This is a genomic window from Variovorax paradoxus (assembly GCF_022009635.1).
GTDB lineage: Bacteria > Pseudomonadota > Gammaproteobacteria > Burkholderiales > Burkholderiaceae_C > Variovorax.
This window is the reverse complement of sequence record NZ_CP091716.1, coordinates 5851038-5869547: the sequence shown is the minus strand read 5'-3', so window position 1 is coordinate 5869547 and position 18510 is coordinate 5851038. Positions and strand designations below refer to the sequence as shown.

General features: G+C 65.1%; 19 protein-coding genes and 1 tRNA gene. 6 read left to right on the top strand and 14 right to left on the bottom strand.

Annotated elements, in window-relative coordinates; translation table 11 throughout:
• The 7 genes from L3V85_RS27300 to L3V85_RS27270 form a co-directional block, all read right to left on the bottom strand.
• Nucleotides 1-1494 carry an MBOAT family O-acyltransferase gene (locus tag L3V85_RS27300; protein ID WP_237675786.1) on the bottom strand — a complete coding sequence of 498 codons (1494 nt, stop codon included), beginning with the start codon at nt 1492-1494 and terminating at the stop codon, nt 1-3.
• A gap of 69 nt (nt 1495-1563) precedes the next feature.
• On the bottom strand, nt 1564-2172 hold the full coding sequence (coaE, locus tag L3V85_RS27295) for a dephospho-CoA kinase (protein WP_237675785.1): 609 nt from the start codon (nt 2170-2172) through the stop codon (nt 1564-1566).
• Nucleotides 2173-2183: 11 nt separating this feature from the next.
• Entirely contained in the window at nt 2184-3149 is a 966-nt protein-coding gene (locus L3V85_RS27290) for a prepilin peptidase (protein WP_237675784.1), read from the bottom strand.
• Nucleotides 3149-4378 (bottom strand): type II secretion system F family protein, encoded by a 1230-nt coding sequence (locus tag L3V85_RS27285; protein ID WP_237675783.1) that lies wholly within the window; start codon nt 4376-4378, stop codon nt 3149-3151. Before L3V85_RS27285 ends, L3V85_RS27290 begins: the two co-directional genes overlap by 1 nt.
• Before the next feature lie 26 nt (nt 4379-4404).
• Complete coding sequence (gene pilB / locus L3V85_RS27280; RefSeq protein WP_237675782.1) at nt 4405-6138, bottom strand: type IV-A pilus assembly ATPase PilB; 1734 nt, start codon at nt 6136-6138, stop codon at nt 4405-4407.
• 113 nt (nt 6139-6251) lie between these two features.
• Nucleotides 6252-6328, bottom strand: a tRNA-Pro gene (locus L3V85_RS27275).
• 52 nt (nt 6329-6380) lie between these two features.
• Nucleotides 6381-7373, bottom strand: coding sequence for a polyprenyl synthetase family protein (locus L3V85_RS27270; RefSeq protein WP_237675781.1), 993 nt, complete (start codon nt 7371-7373; stop codon nt 6381-6383).
• 183 nt (nt 7374-7556) lie between these two features.
• On the opposite strand from L3V85_RS27270, the gene rplU reads away from it, so the two are divergent.
• From rplU to proB, 4 genes are all read left to right on the top strand, one after another.
• Nucleotides 7557-7868 carry a 50S ribosomal protein L21 gene (gene rplU, locus L3V85_RS27265; RefSeq protein ID WP_057592097.1) on the top strand — a complete coding sequence of 104 codons (312 nt, stop codon included), beginning with the start codon at nt 7557-7559 and terminating at the stop codon, nt 7866-7868.
• A gap of 12 nt (nt 7869-7880) precedes the next feature.
• Nucleotides 7881-8141 carry a 50S ribosomal protein L27 gene (rpmA, locus tag L3V85_RS27260; protein ID WP_081267930.1) on the top strand — a complete coding sequence of 87 codons (261 nt, stop codon included), beginning with the start codon at nt 7881-7883 and terminating at the stop codon, nt 8139-8141.
• A gap of 71 nt (nt 8142-8212) precedes the next feature.
• Nucleotides 8213-9289, top strand: a complete 1077-nt coding sequence (gene cgtA, locus L3V85_RS27255; RefSeq protein ID WP_237675780.1) for an Obg family GTPase CgtA — start codon at nt 8213-8215, stop codon at nt 9287-9289.
• 74 nt (nt 9290-9363) lie between these two features.
• The gene (gene proB / locus L3V85_RS27250; RefSeq protein WP_237675779.1) at nt 9364-10503 is read left to right on the top strand and encodes a glutamate 5-kinase; all 1140 of its coding nucleotides are present in this window, start codon (nt 9364-9366) and stop codon (nt 10501-10503) included.
• 43 nt (nt 10504-10546) lie between these two features.
• Here proB and L3V85_RS27245 read toward each other — a convergent pair whose 3' ends face one another.
• Together L3V85_RS27245 and L3V85_RS27240 are read right to left on the bottom strand one after the other, a co-directional pair.
• Complete coding sequence (locus L3V85_RS27245) at nt 10547-11137, bottom strand: CNP1-like family protein (RefSeq protein ID WP_237675778.1); 591 nt, start codon at nt 11135-11137, stop codon at nt 10547-10549.
• Nucleotides 11088-11753 carry an RNA pyrophosphohydrolase gene (locus L3V85_RS27240; RefSeq protein WP_237680660.1) on the bottom strand — a complete coding sequence of 222 codons (666 nt, stop codon included), beginning with the start codon at nt 11751-11753 and terminating at the stop codon, nt 11088-11090. The genes L3V85_RS27245 and L3V85_RS27240 overlap by 50 nt, the downstream gene beginning before the upstream one ends.
• 135 nt (nt 11754-11888) lie before the next feature.
• Here L3V85_RS27240 and L3V85_RS27235 point away from each other — a divergent pair, with 135 nt between their 5' ends.
• Both L3V85_RS27235 and L3V85_RS27230 read left to right on the top strand, forming a co-directional pair.
• Nucleotides 11889-13634, top strand: a complete 1746-nt coding sequence (locus L3V85_RS27235; RefSeq protein WP_237675777.1) for a proline--tRNA ligase — start codon at nt 11889-11891, stop codon at nt 13632-13634.
• A complete protein-coding gene (locus tag L3V85_RS27230; RefSeq protein WP_237675776.1) occupies nt 13631-14299 on the top strand; it encodes a lytic transglycosylase domain-containing protein in 669 nt (222 codons plus the stop codon). Before L3V85_RS27235 ends, L3V85_RS27230 begins: the two co-directional genes overlap by 4 nt.
• 13 nt (nt 14300-14312) lie before the next feature.
• Here the strand turns inward: L3V85_RS27230 and L3V85_RS27225 are convergent, their stop codons facing one another.
• From L3V85_RS27225 to prfA, 5 genes are read right to left on the bottom strand one after another with little or no spacing between them, the layout of a single operon-like run.
• Complete coding sequence (locus tag L3V85_RS27225) at nt 14313-15623, bottom strand: hemolysin family protein (RefSeq protein WP_237675775.1); 1311 nt, start codon at nt 15621-15623, stop codon at nt 14313-14315.
• A gap of 51 nt (nt 15624-15674) precedes the next feature.
• The gene (locus L3V85_RS27220) at nt 15675-16193 is read right to left on the bottom strand and encodes a cupin domain-containing protein (RefSeq protein WP_237675774.1); all 519 of its coding nucleotides are present in this window, start codon (nt 16191-16193) and stop codon (nt 15675-15677) included.
• Between the two features lie 16 nt (nt 16194-16209).
• Nucleotides 16210-16539 carry a Grx4 family monothiol glutaredoxin gene (gene grxD, locus L3V85_RS27215; RefSeq protein WP_198082926.1) on the bottom strand — a complete coding sequence of 110 codons (330 nt, stop codon included), beginning with the start codon at nt 16537-16539 and terminating at the stop codon, nt 16210-16212.
• Between the two features lie 29 nt (nt 16540-16568).
• On the bottom strand, nt 16569-17420 hold the full coding sequence (prmC, locus tag L3V85_RS27210) for a peptide chain release factor N(5)-glutamine methyltransferase (RefSeq protein ID WP_237675773.1): 852 nt from the start codon (nt 17418-17420) through the stop codon (nt 16569-16571).
• Entirely contained in the window at nt 17420-18508 is a 1089-nt protein-coding gene (gene prfA / locus L3V85_RS27205) for a peptide chain release factor 1 (RefSeq protein WP_237675772.1), read from the bottom strand. The genes prmC and prfA overlap by 1 nt, the downstream gene beginning before the upstream one ends.
• Nucleotides 18509-18510: the final 2 nt, after the last annotated feature.

The following is an 18510-nucleotide window of genomic DNA, read 5'->3' as shown; positions in this document are numbered from 1 at the left end:
TCAGAACTGGAAATAGAGGAACGGGCTGTAGCTGCCGAATTTCGACACACACAGGCCAAAAAGATAGACACAGCCCAAGCCCGTGACCCAGGTCGCCAGCCGCTGCAGGCGCGGCCGGCCGGCCAGGCCGGCGACGCTCGGGATCCAGCGGTCGAGCGTGATGGTGGGCGGCAGCGCCAGGCAGATCACCAGGCCCACCAGGATGGTCTGGAAGAACTCGGGCTTGCGGAACGGAACCTTGAACTCGCCGAACGCCGAAACGGGCGCGCCGTGCATGCCCAGCATGCCCTTGTAGATCTCGATGGCGGCCGTCATGCTGTCGGCGCGGAACACGACCCAGGCGATCATGACGCAGACGAAGGTGATGAACCAGCCGATCACGCGGCCGTACCACGTGGTCTTGGTGTTGCCGCGCCGCACCTTGGCGTTCCAGAAGTGGTTGACCATGAGATAGGCGCCATGCAGCGCGCCCCAGATCACGAAGGTCCAGGCCGCGCCGTGCCACAGGCCGCCCAGCAGCATCGTCAGGAACAGGTTGATGTAGCGGCGCGCCGGCCCCTTGCGGTTGCCGCCCAGAGGCACGTAGAGGTAGTCGCGCAGGAAGGTCGACAGCGAGATGTGCCAGCGGCGCCAGAACTCGATCATGTTGGTCGACTTGTACGGCGACCGGAAGTTGAGCGGCAGCTGCACGCCCACGCAAAGAGACAGGCCGACGGCCATGTCCGAGTAGCCGGAGAAGTCGAAGTAGATCTGCAGCGTATAGGCAAGAACGCCGAACCAGGCCGTATACAGCGAAGGCAGCACGCCTTCGTGCACGCCCTTGAACATCATGTCGGCGTACTGCCCCAGCGGATCGGCGATCAGCATCTTCTTGGCGAGGCCGAAGACGAAGATGCCCAGCCCGAGCGCCAGGTTGCGGGCGTTGATCCTGTAGGTGGCCGGGTTGTTGAACTGCGGCATCATCTGCGCGTGATGCAGCACCGGGCCCGCGATCAGGTGCGGGAAGTAGGTTACGAACAGCGCATAGTGGATGAAGCTGCGCTCCTGCACCTTGCCCTGCCAGCAGTCGACCAGGAAGGCGATCTGCGTGAAGGTGTAGAACGAGATGCCGATCGGCAGCACGATGTGCACCAGGTCGATCTGCGAGAAACCCGCGGCGGCCAAGCCGGCGTCAATGTTTTCCAGGAAGAAGTTGGCGTACTTGAAGACGGCCAGCACCCCGAGATTGACCACCAGCGCAATGATCAGCAGCGCCTTGCGGTGCTTGTCTTCCCGGCTGGGAGAAGGCGTGAGCCGCAGCCCGAACCAGTAGTTGATGCAGATCGACCCCAGCAGCAGAGGCAGCGCCTTGACGCTCCACCAACCGTAGAAGAAGAGCGAGGCCAGTGCCAGGAAACCCGCCGCCGCCCGGGGGCTGCGCGCACCGATCAGGAAGAAGCCGATCAGGACCAGCGGGAAAAATATGAAGATGAAAGGATACGAATTGAAAAGCATCGTGAGGGGCGCTGAGGCGTGCGCCGTTTGACGTGATCGTCGTGTAGCCGTCGCGGCGTCAATCGTTGATTATCGCGTGCCCGTCCCAACCCACCGTTCCCAGAGACCCCGCACCTCTGAACCGAGTTCCTCGAGGGTCAGGGAGTCGTTGTAGATGACGGCGTCCGCGGCGGCCCGGCGTGCTTTGCGCGGGGCTTGCTGGGCGATCACTGCCCTTGTTGCTTCGGGCGTCCAGCCCGAGCGGGCAATCACCCTTTTCAGCTGGGTTTCTTCCCTCGCGTCGACCACCAGCACGCGGTCGACGATGGCGCGCCAGCGGCCGGACTCGACCAGCAGCGGGACGTCGAAGACGACGATGGCATCCGGGCCCGCGGCAGCGGCCTGGCGCTGGGTTTCCGCGCCGATCAGCGGGTGCAGGATGGATTCGAGCCGGGTCTTGGCACCAGCGTCCGCGAACACGATCTGGCGCATGGCGGCGCGGTCCATGCCGCCGTCGGGTGCGATCACGCCGGGGCCGAAGGCGGCCTCGAGGGCCGGCATGGCGATGCCGCCGGGCTGCGCGATCGAACGTGCAATGGCGTCGGTATCGACCAGGACCGCGCCCTGCGCGACCAGCAGCGCGGCGACCGTGCTCTTGCCGCTGCCGATGCCGCCTGTCAGCCCGATGCGGCGCACCATGGCCCGGCCGGTCAATGCACCAGCGCGCCCAGCGGGAACGCGAAGGGAATCCATTGCTTCACGAGCTCCGGGCCTGCCACGAGGCAGACCAGGCCCGCGCCGGCCAGGAACGGGCCGAAGGCGATGGGGATGTCCTTGTGCGCCAGCTTGCCGGCAAAGCGCAGCGTCAGCCCGATCACGGCGCCCACCAGCGAAGAGACGAGGATGATCGCGATAAGGTAGTCGGCGCCCAGCCACGCACCCAGCGCGGCGAGCAGTTTGAAGTCGCCATAGCCCATGCCTTCCTTGCCAGTGATCAGGCGAAAGCCATGGTACACAAGCCACAGGCTCAGGTAGCCGAACACCGCGCCCCAGACGGCAGCATTGAGCGAGACACCGGTCCAGCCCATGGCTGCGCCGACGAGGCCGAGCCAGAGCAGGGGGTAGTTGAGCGAATCGGGCAGGAACTGGGTGTCGAAATCGATCAGGAACTGGCACACCAGCAATGCCCCGAATGCGGCCCACAAGGCGCCGGTGGGGGTGATGCCGAAGCGATAGGCGCACAGCGCGAAGAGGCCGGCGGTGATCAGCTCGACCAGCGGGTAGCGCGGGCTGATAGGCGTCTTGCAGGATGCGCAGCGGCCACGCAGCAGCACATAGCTCAGTACGGGGATGTTCTGGTACCAGCGGATCTGGTGGCCGCAGCTGCCGCAGCGGGATGCCGGGCGCATGAGGTTGAAAGGCGGCAGGGCTTCGATGGCCGGCGCCGCCTTCTCTGCCGCCGCCTCGAGCCCTGCCGGAGGCGTGGCTTTGGGGCCGAAGACCAGCGACCAGAGCGAGGGGGTGTCCTTGGACGGCATCAGGTTGAACACGGCCTCGGCCAGCCAGTCGCGGTACATCATCACCGGGATACGGTAGATGACCACATTGAGAAAACTGCCGATCAACAACCCCAGGACACCGGCGAAAACGGTGTCGATCTCCCGCGAAACGAGCATCAGACGACCTGGCCGAGCTTGAAGATGGGCAGGTACATCGAGACGACGATGCCGCCGATGATGGTGCCGAGGAACACGATGATGATGGGTTCCATCAGGCTCGAGAGGCCCGCGACCATGTCGTCCACTTCGGATTCGTAGAAGTCGGCGGCCTTGCCCAGCATGTGGTCGATGGAGCCGGATTCTTCGCCGATGGCGGTCATCTGGATGACCATCGAGGGGAAGAGATTGACGTTGGTCATGGCTGCCGTGAGGCTGGTGCCGGTCGAGACTTCCTGCTGAATCTTGGCTGTGGCATCTCCGTAGACGGTATTGCCGGAGGCACCGCCCACGGAGTCGAGCGCTTCCACCAGCGGTATGCCTGCAGCAAACATGGTTGCCAGCGTACGGGTCCAGCGAGCCACGCAGGACTTCTCGATCAGCACGCCGAAAATCGGCACTCTCAGCAGTGCCCGGTCCATGACTCTCTGCACGCGTTCGTTGCGCTTCCAGGCTTGCAGGAAGAAGTAGATGCCGCCGCCGAGGCCGCCGAAGATCAGCCACCAGTACGACACGAAGAACTCGCTGATCGCCATCACGAACAGCGTGGGTGCCGGCAGGTCGGCGCCGAACGAGGTGAACACCTGCTTGAACGCCGGTATCACGAAGATCATGATGATGGCTACCACCACGAACGCCACCACGATCACCGAAGTCGGGTACATCAGCGCCGACTTGATCTTGGACTTGATCGCCTCGGTTTTTTCCATGTACGTGGCAAGGCGGTCCAGCAACTCTTCCAGGATACCGGCGGCCTCACCGGCCTCCACCAGGTTGCAGTAGAGGTTGTCGAAGTACTTCGGAAACTTGCGGAAGGCCATCGAAAGAGACGTACCTGTTTCCACGTCACTGCGAATGTCGTTCAACAGCTTGGCCACGCTCGCGTTTGCGTTGCCGCGTCCGACGATGTCGAAGGACTGCATCAGCGGCACGCCGGCCTTCATCATCGTCGCCAACTGGCGCGTGAAGATGGCGATGTCCTTGGGCTTGATCTTCTTGCCCGAGCGCATCCGCCGCTTCTTGATCTTCGAGGCGAGCACGCCCTGGCGGCGCAACGCAGCCTGTACCTGGTTTTCGCCGGCGGCCCGAAGTTCGCCGCGCACCAGCTTGCCGTTGCGGTCCTTGCCTTCCCACTCGAAGACAAATTCCTTGTGCGTGGGCTGGGAGCGGGAGGATGCCACTGTTGCCATTCGATCTCCGGTTTTCAGTGTGTGCGTTATTCGTTGGTGCAGGCCACGACTTCTTCGAGCGAAGTGAGGCCCTGCATGACCTTGCGCAGGCCGGATTGGCGCAGCGAACGCACGCCTTCCCTCTCGGACTGCTGTGCGATGTCGAGCGCGCTGCCGTCGCGCAGGATGATTTCCTGGATGGCCTCCGAGATCGGCATCACCTGGTAGATGCCGACGCGGCCCTTGTAGCCGCCGCTGCATGCCGAACAACCGACGGGGCGGTAGGGCTTCCAGCTGCCGTCCAGCTGTTCTTCCTGGAATCCTGCGTCGAGCAGTGCCTCGCGCGGCACGTCCGCGGGCGCACGGCAGACGGTGCACAGGCGCCGCGCAAGGCGCTGCGCGGTGATCAGGATCACGCTCGATGCGATGTTGAACGGCGCGATGCCCATGTTGCGCATCCGCGTGAGCGTGGTCGGCGCGTCGTTGGTGTGCAGTGTCGAGAGCACCAGGTGGCCCGTCTGGGCGGCCTTGATCGAAATGTCGGCGGTCTCGAGGTCGCGGATTTCACCGACCATGATGATGTCGGGATCCTGCCGCAGGAACGCACGCAGCGCGGCCGCGAAAGTCAGGCCCGCACGCTCGTTGACGTTGACCTGGTTGACGCCGGGCAGGTTGATTTCCGACGGGTCTTCCGCCGTCGCGATGTTCACGCCCGGCTGGTTCAGCAGGTTCAGGCAGGTGTAGAGCGACACGGTCTTGCCCGAACCCGTCGGGCCGGTCACTAGCACCATGCCGTAGGGACGGCCGATGGCGTGCAGCAGCCGTGCCTTCTCGTCGGCGTCGTAGCCCAGTGCATCGATGCCCAGGCGCGCGCTGCTGGGGTCGAGAATACGAACGACGATCTTCTCGCCGAACAGCGTGGGCAGCGTGCTCACGCGAAAGTCGATCACGCGGTCGGGGCCGATCTTGAGCTTCATGCGGCCGTCCTGCGGCACGCGCTTCTCGGAGATGTCGAGCCGAGAAATCACCTTGATGCGGGAGGCGAGCTTGTCCTTGATGACGGTCGGCGGGCTGGCGATCTCGCGCAGTTCGCCGTCGACGCGAAAGCGCACGCGGTAGTTGTGCTCGTAGGGCTCGAAGTGGATGTCCGACGCCCGCATCCCCACGGCGTCGAGGAGCATCTTGTGCAGAAAACGCACGACCGGTGCGTCTTCGACTTCGGCGATCGCCTGCTCGTTGGCATCGCCCGAGGTGTCGGCCGTGACTTCGTCGAACTCGAACTCGCTGCCGACGATGCTGTTGATGGTCTCTGCCGCGCTCACGGCGGCGGCTTCGATCATGCGCGACAGCTTGTCGTATTCCGCGATGACCCAGTCCACGCCCATCTGCGAGGCGAACTTGATCTTTTCCGCCGCCTGCTGGTCCGACGGATCGGCCGTGGCGACGATCAGCCGGTTATTGCGCTTGCTGAGAACGACGATGCGGTAGGCAAGGCAGAGCTTCGGGTCAAGCAGATCCTTGGGCAGGCGCTGGTGGTCGATGGCGTCGAGATCGAGCAGCGGAGCGCCGAACGCGCTGGAAAGGGTATGGGCAAGGTCCGCGGCCGATACGGCTCCCGTGCCGGTCAGTTCCGCGATGAAACTGGTGCGGCCACTCAGCGACTTTTGATAGATGTCTTCCGCCGTCTTGGCGGGCAGCTTGCCGGCGGAAACCAGGGCACGCGCAAGCCCTGGAAGCGCTATCTGCGCGGATTCTTTGACTGGAAGTTCGGCAGCGGCCATTCAGCGAATGCAAAAGATGTGAAAAAGTGCTTCACGATCATCGCTGAACACTCCTGTGCTGTAAATCGCTACACAGCAACAGGCATGGCCATTTATTTATGCCAGCCAAAGGCTGGTCGGGGTGAGAGGATTCGAACCTCCGGCCTCTACGTCCCGAACGTAGCGCTCTACCAGGCTAAGCTACACCCCGATGGTTGCAAGAAAAAGAGAATTCGTCCTAGATGCCAACTCAGGTGAGGTGTTCAGGCACGTCGCTCAAGCAACTGAGCCGCCAATTGTAGCAAACCTGAAGCGTGCAAATTGGACGGAAAGCCATTCAATGCATGAATTGCTCGTTGTGCTTCGGCGGCGGCGGCTTCGCGGGAGGCGTCGAGTGCCCCTGTTTCGCGAACGATCTCGACCACTTTGCCCAGCTGTGCGGTGTCTCCGGCCTCGATGGCGGCACGTACGAGCTGGCTCTGCGCCGGCGTTCCGCGCTGCATCGCGAAGATAAGCGGCAGCGTGGTCTTGCCTTCGCGCAGATCGTCGCCGACGTTCTTTCCTGTCTCGTTGGCATCGCCTGCGTAGTCCAGCACGTCGTCGATCACCTGGAAGGCGGTGCCGAGCGCTTGCCCATAGGTGGCGCAGGCTTCTTCGACTTCGGGCGTGGTGCCGGCCAGCACGGCGGCGAGCCGGGTGCTTGCCTCGAACAGTTTGGCGGTCTTCGAGCGGATGACGCGCAGGTAGGCGGCTTCGTCCAGCGATGCGTCGTGCATGTTCATCAACTGCAGCACTTCGCCCTCGGCGATCACGTTGGTCGCTTCGGCCAGGATCTGCATCACGCGCATGTTGTTGGCGTCCAACATCATCTGGAAGGCGCGCGAATAAAGGAAGTCGCCCACCAGCACGCTGGCTGGATTGCCGAAAGATTCGTTGGCCGTCGCGCGCCCACGTCGCAGGGTCGATTCGTCCACCACGTCGTCGTGCAGCAGCGTCGCCGTGTGGATGAACTCCACCACGGCCGCCAGATTGAATCGTTGCTCCCCTGTGTACCCAAGCGCACCGGACATCAGCAGCAACAGCGCCGGCCGCAGGCGCTTGCCGCCCGCGGAGATGATGTACTTGGAAACTTGGCTGACCAGCGGCACGCCTGTATCCAGACGGCGGGAGATCACACGATCGACTTCGATCATGTCACCTGCAATCAGGTCCAGCACGGTGGCGGTGGGGGAGGTGTCGGCGGCTGGAACTGGCAAAGCGGGGGCGCGGGGCGCTGCTGAAAGTAAGGGCGGCCGATGGGCCGGGACGCGCAAATTATAGGGAGCCGTTACCTTCCGCAAGGGGTGGCGGGGGCTGGGGGTGGTTAGCGAACACAAACCGCGCTATAATCTTGGGCTCTGCGGAATTCGCCGCGGGGACTCAATTTCTAAGAGGTTTACATGTACGCGGTCATAAAAACCGGCGGCAAGCAGTATCGCGTTGCTTCCGGCGAAAAAATTAAAGTAGAACAGATTGCTGCGGACGTAGGCCAGGAAATCGTGATCGACCAGGTTCTGGCCGTCGGCAACGGCGCTGAAATCAAGGTTGGCACGCCCCTGGTGTCCGGCGCAACGGTGACAGTCACGGTACTGTCGCACGGCAAGCACGACAAGGTTCGCATCTTCAAGATGCGCCGTCGCAAGCACTATCAGAAACGTCAAGGCCATCGCCAGCAGTTCACCGAACTGCAAATCGGCGCGATCGCCGGCTAAGGAGAAGATTCCATGGCACAGAAAAAAGGCGGCGGCTCAACGCGAAACGGGCGCGATTCCAAGCCCAAGATGCTCGGCGTGAAGGCTTTCGGCGGCGAACTGATCAGCGCAGGCTCGATCATCGTGCGCCAGCGCGGCACCCAGTTCCACCCCGGCGTGAACGTCGGCGTGGGCAAGGACCACACGCTCTTCGCCCTGGTCGACGGCCACGTGTCGTTCGGTCAAAAGGGTGCACTGAACAAGCACACGGTCAACGTGACGCCCGCGGCGTAAGCCTCGAGTCACTTCGATCAGCCCGAGGCCCCGCATTGCCGGGGCTTCTTCATTTGTAAACTGGACATCCCATGAAGTTCGTCGACGAAGCCTTCATCGACATCGCCGCGGGCGATGGCGGCAACGGCTGCGTGTCGTTCCGTCATGAGAAATACAAAGAGTTCGGCGGCCCCAACGGCGGCGACGGCGGCCGAGGCGGCCACGTCTTCGCGGTGGCCGACTCGAATCTGAACACGCTCGTCGATTTCCGCTACTCGCGCCGCCACGAAGCAAAGCGCGGAGAGCACGGCATGGGCTCCGACATGTTCGGTGCCGCTGGCGACGACATCACGCTCAAGATGCCGGTCGGCACGATCATCTCCGACGCCGAAACCGGCGAGGTGCTGTTCGAGCTTCTGGCGGAAGGCGAAGTCATCACCATCGCCAAGGGCGGCGACGGCGGCTTCGGCAACATGCGCTTCAAGAGCGCCATCAATCGCGCCCCGCGCCAGAAGACACCCGGCTGGCCCGGCGAGAAGCGCAGCCTCAAGCTCGAACTCAAGGTGCTGGCCGACGTGGGCCTGCTCGGCATGCCGAATGCCGGCAAGTCGACGCTGATCAGCGCCATCTCCAATGCCCGCCCGCGCATTGCGGATTACCCCTTCACCACGCTGCACCCGAACCTCGGCGTCGTGCGCGTCGGCCCGGAGCAAAGCTTCGTCGTGGCCGACCTGCCTGGCCTGATCGAAGGCGCTTCCGAAGGCGCCGGCCTTGGCCATCTCTTCCTGCGTCACCTGCAGCGCACCCGCCTGTTGTTGCATGTGGTCGACATGGCGCCGTTCGACGACAGCATCGATCCGGTGGCGCAAGCCAAGGCCATCGTCGGCGAACTGAAGAAATACGACGCCGCGCTCTACGAAAAGCCGCGCTGGCTCGTGCTGAACAAGCTCGACATGGTGCCCGCCGACGAACGCGCCGCGCGCGTCAAGGACTTCGTCAAGCGCCTGCGCTTCAAGGGCCCGGTGTTCGAGATTTCGGCGCTCACGCGTGAAGGCTGCGAGCATCTGGTGCAAGCCATCTATCAGCAGGTCAAGGCGCAGCAGGTGGCCGAGCATGAGCCGGTCGAGATCGATCCGCGCTTCATTCCGCTGCCGCCCGAAGGCGACTGACCGGCGGCACAGCATCGAAAGATGCTACAAATCAGATAGCAATCAACGCAGCATTCAAGACCGCTACAGCCGAAATGACTTCGAATTCTGGATCCACCGCCTTGCGGGACGCCCGCCGTATCGTCGTCAAGGTGGGCTCCAGCCTCGTGACCAACGAGGGGCGCGGTCTCGACGAAGCCGCCATCGGCGAATGGTGCCGTCAGCTGGCGGAACTCGTGCGCGACGGCCGCGAGGTCGTGATGGTGTCGAGCGGCGCCATTGCCGAAGGCATGAAGCGGCTCGGCTGGCGCACCCGTCCGCACGAGATTCATGAACTGCAGGCGGCGGCGGCAGTCGGCCAGATGGGCCTGGCCCAGATGTACGAGACCAAGCTGCGCGAGAACCAGATCGGGAGCGCCCAGGTCCTGCTGACGCATGCCGACTTGGCCGACCGCGAGCGCTATCTCAATGCGCGCTCGACCCTCGTCACGCTGCTGCGGCTGGGCGTCGTCCCGGTCATCAACGAGAACGACACCGTCGTCAACGACGAAATCAAGTTCGGCGACAACGACACGCTCGGCGCGCTCGTGGCCAACCTCGTCGAGGCCGATGCGCTGGTCATCCTCACGGACCAGAAGGGCCTCTACACGGCCGACCCGCGCAAAGATCTGGAAGCGAAGTTCGTGCACGAGGCCGCGGCGGGCGATCCGGCCCTCGAGGCCATGGCCGGCGGCGCGGGGTCGAGCATCGGCAAGGGCGGCATGATCACCAAGATCCTTGCGGCCAAGCGTGCCGCGGGTTCAGGCGCTTCCACCGTCATTGCCTGGGGGCGAGAAGCCGATGCGCTGCTGCGCCTGGCGAAGGGCGAATCCATCGGGACGCTGCTGGTGGCGCAGACCGCCAAACACCAGGCCCGCAAGCGCTGGATGGCTGACCACCTGCAGCTGCGCGGCGCTGTCGTCGTCGACGCCGGCGCGGCGGCCAAGGTGAGGGCCGAGGGCAAGAGCCTGCTGCCGATCGGCATGACGGCCGTATCGGGCGAGTTCTCGCGAGGCGACGTGATCGCAGTGCGCGATGCCGAGGGCGTCGAACTGGCCCGGGGCCTGGCCAACTATTCGAGCGTGGAGGCGCGCTTGCTCTGCCGCAAGCCCTCGTCCGAATTCGAGCGCCTGCTGGGCTACGTGGCGGAACCTGAAATGGTCCACCGCGACAACATGGTGCTGATGCCCAGCTGAGGCAGAAAACTGAAACGGGGCCCAGGGCCCCGTTTGTTTTTGCTTATTGCACTTCCCGGACCGGATTCCGGATGTTCTGGACCATTTCCCCGACCGATGCGCGCGGCGCATTACCCCGGCACAGCGCCTGGCCGGCCAGTGCCTTGGTGTAGCTGGAGTTCAGGTCGTAGAACCGCTTCCATTCGGGCTTTTCGTTCTCGTGCCAGCGGCCTTCGTTGTAGCGGGCGTAGCTTTTCATCTCCGAGGTCGAGCAGCGCACGCCTTCGTAGAAGGCGTTGACGGCGCCGCCGGAACGGTTGTGCGCCACCACCACGTAGCGCACGATGCCGTCGCCGGTGATGGCGATCGTGTTCGGGTCGATGCCGAACTGCAGGCTCATGTACGGCGGCATCGAGATTTGCAGCAAGCGGCTTTCGCTGAACGCCGGGGGCGGCGGAACGGCGGTTTCGGCCCACTCCCTGTCTGTCTCGGAGCGCTTGGGCGGCGGCGGCATGCCGGCCTGGGCCCAGTCGGCGTTGTCGGTATCGTGGTTGCCCGAGGCGCATCCGGCAAGGATGCCGAAGCAGGCGAGCAGGAGCGCGCGTTCAGCGTTGCGTCGGAAGGAAGGGCGCGTTGTGGTTGGCAGAAGGTTCATCGCTCACTGAAGGAATGTCTGGATGCGGATCGAAGCTGCCGCCCGGCGGCAGGTCCAGTCCGGGCGGCGCGCCGGCGTCCAGCGAATGGCGCTCGAATTCTCGGGCGCGCACGTTGCTGCGCAGGAAGCGGTTGCGGAAATCCTGCCGTGGCAGGTAGCGAGCAAGCTCGGTGAGCGCCATCTCGTAGACGCCGCGCTTGAACTCGACGACGACGTCGAGCGGCACCCAGTAGTCATGCCAGCGCCAGGCGTCGAATTCGGGATGGTCGGTTGCACGCAGGTTGAGATCCCAATCGTGGCCGACGAGTTGCAGCAAATACCAGATTTGTTTCTGGCCCTTGTAGTGGCCCCGTGCGTCACGGCGGATGAACCGATCCGGCACCTCGTAGCGCAACCAGTCGCGGGTACGGGCCACGATGCGCACATGCTCCGGATGGAGCCCCACTTCCTCATGCAGTTCCCGGAACATGGCTTGCTCGGGACTTTCGCCGCGGTCTATGCCGCCTTGCGGAAACTGCCAGGAATGCGTGCGTATGCGCTTGCCCCAGAAAACCTGGTTTCTCTGGTTGAGCAGGATGATGCCGACGTTGGGCCTGAAGCCGTCCCGGTCGAGCATAATCAAACCCCAATTTTTGAACTGAGTCGATTATGCATGCCGGGTTGCCCTCGGCAAGCTGCGATGCAGGCTCTCAGGGTCTCTCCGGGGGAGCAGTTCCCCACTTCCATTCCCGTTTCCATCACCGCGATCCCGATGAAAGCTTCCCGATTTTTTGTCTCCACCCTCAAGGAAGCGCCCGCTGACGCAGAGGTCGCGAGCCACCGGCTCATGATGCGCGCCGGCATGATCAAGAAGCTCGGCACGGGCATCTACACCTACATGCCCATGGGGCTGCGCGTGATCCGCAAGGTCGAGGCCATCGTGCGCGAGGAAATGAACCGCGCCGGCGCCGTCGAGATGACGATGCCCGTGGTGCAGCCGGCCGAGTTCTGGCAGGAGACCGGCCGCTTTGAGAAGATGGGCCCCGAGCTGCTGCGCATCAAGGACCGCCATGACCGCGACTTCGTGATCCAGCCGACCAGCGAAGAAGTGGTGACTGACATCGCGCGCCAGGAAATCCGCAGCTACAAGCAGCTGCCGAAGAATTTCTATCAGATCCAGACCAAGTTCCGTGACGAGCGCCGTCCGCGCTTCGGCCTGATGCGCGGGCGCGAATTCATCATGAAGGACGCCTACAGCTTCGACCGCGACCTCGACGCGGCCAAGGCCAGCTACCAGATCATGGCGCAGGCCTACCGCAACATCTTCGACCGCTTCGGTCTGCGCTACCGCGCCGTGGCGGCCGACAGCGGCGCCATCGGCGGCGACCTGAGCGAAGAATTCCAGGTGATCGCCGCCACCGGCGAAGACGCCATCGTCTACTGCCCCGACAGCGACTACGCCGCCAACATGGAAAAGGCCGAGGCGCTCGCGCCGGCCGGCCCGCGTCCCGCCGCCGCCAAGGCGCTCGAGAAGACGCCGACCCCCGGCAAGAGCACCTGCGCCGACGTGGCCGAGCTGCTCGGCGTGCCGCTTTCCACCACCATCAAGTCGCTGGTGCTGGCCACCGACATCCTCGACGCGGCCGGCAATCCCAAGGGCTCGCAGGTCTGGCTGCTGCTGCTGCGCGGCGACCACGACATGAACGAGATCAAGGTCAGCAAGCTGCCCGGCCTGGACCAGGGCTTCCGCTTTGCGACCCTCGCTGAAATCGACGAGCACTTCGGCTGCAAGCCCGGCTACCTGGGCCCGCTGAATCTCAAGAAGCCCGTCAAGCTGGTGGCCGACCGCGAGGCCGCCGTGCTGGCCGACTGGATCACCGGTGCGAACGAGGTCGACTTCCACATGACCGGCGTCAACTGGGGCCGCGACCTGCCCGAGCCCGACCTGGTGGCCGACATCCGCAACGTGGTCGCCGGCGACGCCTCGCCCGACGGCAAGGGCGTGCTGGCCATCGAGCGCGGCATCGAAGTGGGCCACGTGTTCGTGCTCGGCACCAAGTACAGCAAGGACATGAACGCCACCTACCTCGACGAAGGCGGCAAGCCGCAATTCCTCGAGATGGGCTGCTACGGCATCGGCATCACGCGCCTGCCCGCCGCCGCCATCGAACAGAACCACGACGAGCGCGGCATCATCTGGCCCGACGCGCTGGCGCCGTTCACCGTGGTGGTCTGCCCGATCGGCATGGACCGCAGCCCCGAGGTCAAGGTCGCGGCCGAAGCGCTCTATGAAGAGCTGCTCGCCAAGGGCGTCGACGTGCTGCTCGACGACCGCGGCGAGCGCCCCGGCGCGATGTTCGCCGACTGGGAACTCATCGGCGTGCCGCACCGCGTGGTCATCTCCGACCGCGGCCTGAAGGAAGGTCAGCTCGAATACCAGGGCCGGCGCGACACCGCGGCCACCAAGGTGCCCGCCGCCGGCATCGCCGAATTCATCACCGGCAAGCTCGCGAAATGAGCCTGGAGGGCGGTCTCTCGCGACGCCATTGCCTGGGCGGCGCCATGACGGCGAGCGCCCTCACGATGTTGTCGCTGCCCCGGACCGCCCAGGCCGGCGCGCAGATCGAGGAGCCGCTGATCGACTCGGTGCGCACAGCGCTGAGTTCGGCCATCCACAACAAGGCGCCGCCGGTGCCCGAGTTCCCGAACACCGAGGCCCGGCTGGTCTACCTGCGCTGGCTCGGCGAAATGAGCGAACGGCTCAAGAAGAAGATTCCCGACTGGCCGTCGCGCAAGGAATTCCTGCAGACCGCCTGGTATGAATCCAAGCGCTCGGGCCTCGAAGTGAGCCTGGTGCTGGGGCTGGTGCAGGTTGAGAGCAACTTCCGCAAGTTCGCCGTGTCGAGCGCCGGCGCGCGCGGTTACATGCAGGTGATGCCTTTCTGGACGCGCGTGATCGGCGACGCCGACCCCGCCAAGCTGTTCCACATGCAGACCAACCTGCGCTTCGGCTGCGTGATCCTGCGCCACTACCTCGACCGCGAGAACGGCGACCTCTACATGACACTCGGCCGCTACAACGGCAGCCGCGGCAAGTCGCCGTACCCGAACGCCGTGTTCTCCAACCAGCGGCTCTGGGTGTTCAACGACAAGGATCGCGAGCGCGACCGCTCGGCCGCCTGAAACCGCTGGATGTTCAGCTCGCCGGCGCCTTGGCGGTGCCCGAGCCCTTGGTGACCATCACCTGGTCGATGCGGTAGCTGTCCACGTCCATGACCTCGAAGGTATAGCCGCCCCAGCTCACGTTGTCGGTGCGCTTGGGAACGCGGCGCAGCATCACCATCAGGAAGCCGGCGAGGGTTTCGTATTCCTCCGAGTGCGGCAGCTCGTCGATGTGCAGCGCGCGCTGCACGTCCTGGATGGGCGTGATGCCGTCGATGAGCCAGGAGTTCTCGTCGCGCTGCACGATCTGCTCTTCGTCGGGCGTCGACACCAGGTCGCCCATGACCGTGCTCATCACGTCGTTGAGCGTGATCACGCCCACCACCAGGCTGTATTCGTTGACGATGATCGCGAAGTCTTCATGCGCCTGCTGGAACTGCTCGAGCACTTCGGTCAGCGACAGCCGGTCTGGAATGACGAGTGCCTTGTGCAGCGGCAGCCCCTGGTCGAAGGCCAGAGGCTGGCCGCTGAGCACGCGCTGGAACATGTCCTTGGCGTCGACGTAGCCCAGCACGTGGTCGATGTCGCCGTCGCACACCGGGTAGGCCGAAAAGGGCTCGGCCACGATGCGCGCGCGCAGCACCGTCTCGGGGTCGTCGTGCAGGAACCAGGCGATGCTCTCGCGCGCCGTCATCACGCTGCTCACCAGCCGCGTCTCCAGCTCGAACACGTTGGCAATCACCTGCTGCTCGCGCACCGCGAGCACGCCGGCGCGCGCGCCGGCCTCGGTCATCGCGAGGATGTCGGCCGACGTGATCTTGTCGTCGCGGGCCATCGGCATGCCCAGCACCTTGAACAGCAGGTCGGTGCAATTCGTGAAGAACCACACCAGCGGCTTGAAGGCGGTGATCAGCAGCAGCATCGGCCCGACCACGCGCACCGCCAGCTGCTCGGGGCTGCTCATGCCCAGCCGCTTGGGAAACAGGTCGGCGAACACCAGGAACACCGCGATGACGATCACGAACGAGCACAGGAACGCCACGTTGGCCGAGGCTTCCACGCTCAGCCATTTCTCGAAGAAGACGGCGAAGTAGGGGCTGAGCGAGCCTTCGCCCACCACGCCGCCGAGGATGGCCACCGCGTTGAGGCCGATCTGCACCACGGTGAAATAGTGGCCCGGCTGCTCCTGCACCCGCAGCACCTTCTCGGCCCGAGGGTCGCCTTCGTCGGCCATCTGGCGCAGGCGCAGGCGGCGTGAAGCGGCCAGGGTGATCTCGGCAAGGGAGAAGAACGCGCTCAGCGCGATCAGCAGGAGGATGATGAGCAGGCTTTGGGTCAGGGTCATGGTGGCACGCTAAGAATGCCATGGTGCCATGACTCGGCCCCCGGAAAGCGCTCAGACTCCGCCGTGGGGGTGGGTCGGGTCGACCCAGAGTACCGATTCGGGCTTCTCGACGGGTTCGATGTCGAGGTTCACGGCCACCGCTTCGCCGTCGCTGCGGCACAGCACGCATTCGAGCGTCTCGGTGGCGCTGGCGTTGATTTCCTGGTGCGGCACGTAAGGCGGCACGTAGATGAAGTCGCCCGGTCCGGCCTCGGCTGTGAACTCCAGCTTGTCGCCCCAGCGCATACGGGCCCGGCCGCGCACCACATAGATCACCGATTCGAGATGCCCGTGGTGATGGGCCCCGGTCTTGGCATCGGCGTGGATGGTCACGGTGCCGGCCCACAGCTTCTGCGCGCCGACGCGGGCGAAGTTGATGGCCGCCGCCCGGTTCATGCCGGGCGTCTGGGCGGTGTTCACGTCGAGCTGGTTGGCGGCGACCACGCGCACGCCGTCGTGCTTCCAGGCCGGTTCGCCTTCGTGGGAATGGCCATGAGAATGGCCGTCGTCGGGGCCGTGATCGTGGCTCATCGCGGAGCCTGCCGTATCAGGCCGAGGCGCCGCCGCCGATGACCTGCTGCAGCTCGCCCGACTCGTACATCTCCATCATGATGTCCGAGCCGCCGACGAACTCGCCTTTCACGTAGAGCTGGGGGATCGTGGGCCAGTTGCTGTATTCCTTGATGCCCTGGCGGATGCCGTCGTCTTCGAGCACGTTGACGGTCTTGAGCGCCTTGGTGTCGACGCCAACCGCCTTGAGGATCTGGATCGCGCGGCCGGAGAAGCCGCACATCGGGAAACTGGCGTTGCCCTTCATGAAGAGCACGAGGTCGTTGGTCTTGACGAGATCGTCGATACGTTGTTGGGCGTCGGACATGGGGACTCCTGAAAAGTGGGCTGAGGGGATTATTTCACCGTGCGCCAGATTCCGCCGGAGCAGCGCTGGATGCCGGCGAGGTCTTCGCGGCTTTGCACTTCGGCGAAACCGCGTTCTGCGAGCAGTTGGCGCACGGCGGCGGCCTGGTCGTGGCCGTGTTCGAGCAGCAGCCAGCCGCCTTCCGCCAGGTGCGCGGGGGCGTGCCGGACGATCTGCCGGATGTCGTCGAGCCCGTCGGTACCCGCGACCAGCGCGGAGACGGGCTCGTGCCGCAGGGCGGGCAGGTGCGGGTCGTTGGCGGCGATGTACGGCGGGTTGCTGGCGATGACCGCGTAGCCGGTTTCGGCACCGTCGAGCCAGTTCGCCAGCGCGAAGCGCACCGGCAGGCCCAGGCGCTGGGCGTTGGCCTGCGCGACCGCCAGCGCGTCGGCGCTGGTATCGACCGCATCGACCTGCGCATCGGCGCGCGCATGCTGCAGGGCCAGCGCGATCGCGCCGCTGCCCGTGCCGAGGTCGAGCACGCGCGGCGCGGCATGGCCTTCGAGGCACTCCAGCGCCCATTCGACCAGCGTCTCGGTGTCGGGCCGCGGCACCAGGACCCGCGCGTCGACCCGCAGGTCGAGGCCGTGGAATTCCTTCTCGCCGAGCAGGTAGGCGACCGGCTCGCCCGCGAGGCGGCGCGACAGTTGCGTGGAAAGCGCGGACCAGGCCTCGTCCCGCAATGCATCGGTGTCGTGCGCCAGCAGCCAAGCGCGGTCGTGCGGCGCGCGGCCCAGCGCATGCAGCAGCAGCAACTGCGCATCGAGCCGGTCGATGCCCAGTGCGATCGCGGCGGCCAGCGCCTGCGCCACGGTGGACGGCTTGGGGTTGTCGACGGTCATCACGCCGGCAGGCTCGATTCCAGCTCGGCCAGTTGCTCGGCCTCGCGCGCGGCGCGCAGGGCGTCCAGCACGTCGCCGAGGTCGCCTTCCATGATGGCCAGCAGCTTGTAGAGCGTGAGGTTGATGCGGTGGTCGGTGAGCCGGCCCTGCGGAAAGTTGTAGGTGCGGATGCGGTCCGAGCGGTCGCCGCTGCCGATCAGCCCCTTGCGCATGGCGGCGTCCTTGGCGGCGCGCTCGCTGCGCTCCTTCTCCTGGATGCGCGCCGACAGCACCTGCAGCGCCTTGGCCTTGTTGCGGTGCTGGCTGCGGTCGTCCTGGCACTCGGCCACGATGCCGGTCGGGATGTGCGTGATGCGCACGGCGGAGTCGGTCTTGTTGATGTGCTGTCCGCCCGCGCCGCTCGCGCGGTAGGTGTCGATGCGCAGGTCGGCCGGGTTGATCTGCACGGCCACGGTCTCGTCGGGCTCGGCCAGCACGGCGACCGTGCAGGCGCTGGTGTGGATGCGGCCTTGCGTCTCGGTGGTGGGCACGCGCTGCACGCGATGGCCGCCCGACTCGAAGCGCAGGTGGCCGAACACGTCGTCGCCGACGATGCGCACCACCACTTCCTTGTAGCCGCCGAGTTCGCTCTCGCTCTCGCTCACGATCTCGCAGCGCCAGCCGGCGCGCTCGCAATAGCGCGTGTACATGCGCAGCAGGTCGCCCGCGAAGAGGGCAGATTCGTCGCCGCCCGTGCCCGCGCGGATTTCGAGAAAGGCGTTGCGCGCGTCGTCCGGGTCTTTGGGCAGCAGCAGGCGCTGCAGCTCTTCCTCGAGCTGCACCAGCTCGGCCTCGGCGCCGGAGATTTCCTCGCGTGCCATCTCGGCCATGTCGGGGTCGTCGAGCATCTCCTTGGCGCCGGCGATGTCGGCCTCGCGCTGCCTGTAGCGCTCATAGCGGCCGGCGATCTGGGTGACTTCGGCATGCTCGCGCGAGATGGTGCGGTACTGCGCCATGTCGCTCATGATGTCTTCGCGCGAGAGCAGGAAGTCGAGCTCGCCCAGGCGCTGGGCGTAGCGTTCGAGTTGGTGGCGCAGAAAGGATTTCACGG

Coding starts and splice junctions, on each gene's coding strand:
- L3V85_RS27230 (WP_237675776.1), top strand. CDS start 13,631: ATGAGCCTGGAGGGCGGTCTCTCGCGACGCCATTGCCTGGGCGGCGCC.
- L3V85_RS27225 (WP_237675775.1), bottom strand. CDS start 15,623: ATGACCCTGACCCAAAGCCTGCTCATCATCCTCCTGCTGATCGCGCTG.
- prmC (WP_237675773.1), bottom strand. CDS start 17,420: ATGACCGTCGACAACCCCAAGCCGTCCACCGTGGCGCAGGCGCTGGCC.
- grxD (WP_198082926.1), bottom strand. CDS start 16,539: ATGTCCGACGCCCAACAACGTATCGACGATCTCGTCAAGACCAACGAC.
- L3V85_RS27235 (WP_237675777.1), top strand. CDS start 11,889: ATGAAAGCTTCCCGATTTTTTGTCTCCACCCTCAAGGAAGCGCCCGCT.
- L3V85_RS27245 (WP_237675778.1), bottom strand. CDS start 11,137: ATGAACCTTCTGCCAACCACAACGCGCCCTTCCTTCCGACGCAACGCT.
- L3V85_RS27300 (WP_237675786.1), bottom strand. CDS start 1,494: ATGCTTTTCAATTCGTATCCTTTCATCTTCATATTTTTCCCGCTGGTC.
- rpmA (WP_081267930.1), top strand. CDS start 7,881: ATGGCACAGAAAAAAGGCGGCGGCTCAACGCGAAACGGGCGCGATTCC.
- L3V85_RS27220 (WP_237675774.1), bottom strand. CDS start 16,193: ATGAGCCACGATCACGGCCCCGACGACGGCCATTCTCATGGCCATTCC.
- L3V85_RS27285 (WP_237675783.1), bottom strand. CDS start 4,378: ATGGCAACAGTGGCATCCTCCCGCTCCCAGCCCACGCACAAGGAATTT.
- proB (WP_237675779.1), top strand. CDS start 9,364: ATGACTTCGAATTCTGGATCCACCGCCTTGCGGGACGCCCGCCGTATC.
- cgtA (WP_237675780.1), top strand. CDS start 8,213: ATGAAGTTCGTCGACGAAGCCTTCATCGACATCGCCGCGGGCGATGGC.
- rplU (WP_057592097.1), top strand. CDS start 7,557: ATGTACGCGGTCATAAAAACCGGCGGCAAGCAGTATCGCGTTGCTTCC.
- coaE (WP_237675785.1), bottom strand. CDS start 2,172: ATGGTGCGCCGCATCGGGCTGACAGGCGGCATCGGCAGCGGCAAGAGC.
- pilB (WP_237675782.1), bottom strand. CDS start 6,138: ATGGCCGCTGCCGAACTTCCAGTCAAAGAATCCGCGCAGATAGCGCTT.
- L3V85_RS27240 (WP_237680660.1), bottom strand. CDS start 11,753: ATGCTCGACCGGGACGGCTTCAGGCCCAACGTCGGCATCATCCTGCTC.
- L3V85_RS27290 (WP_237675784.1), bottom strand. CDS start 3,149: ATGCTCGTTTCGCGGGAGATCGACACCGTTTTCGCCGGTGTCCTGGGG.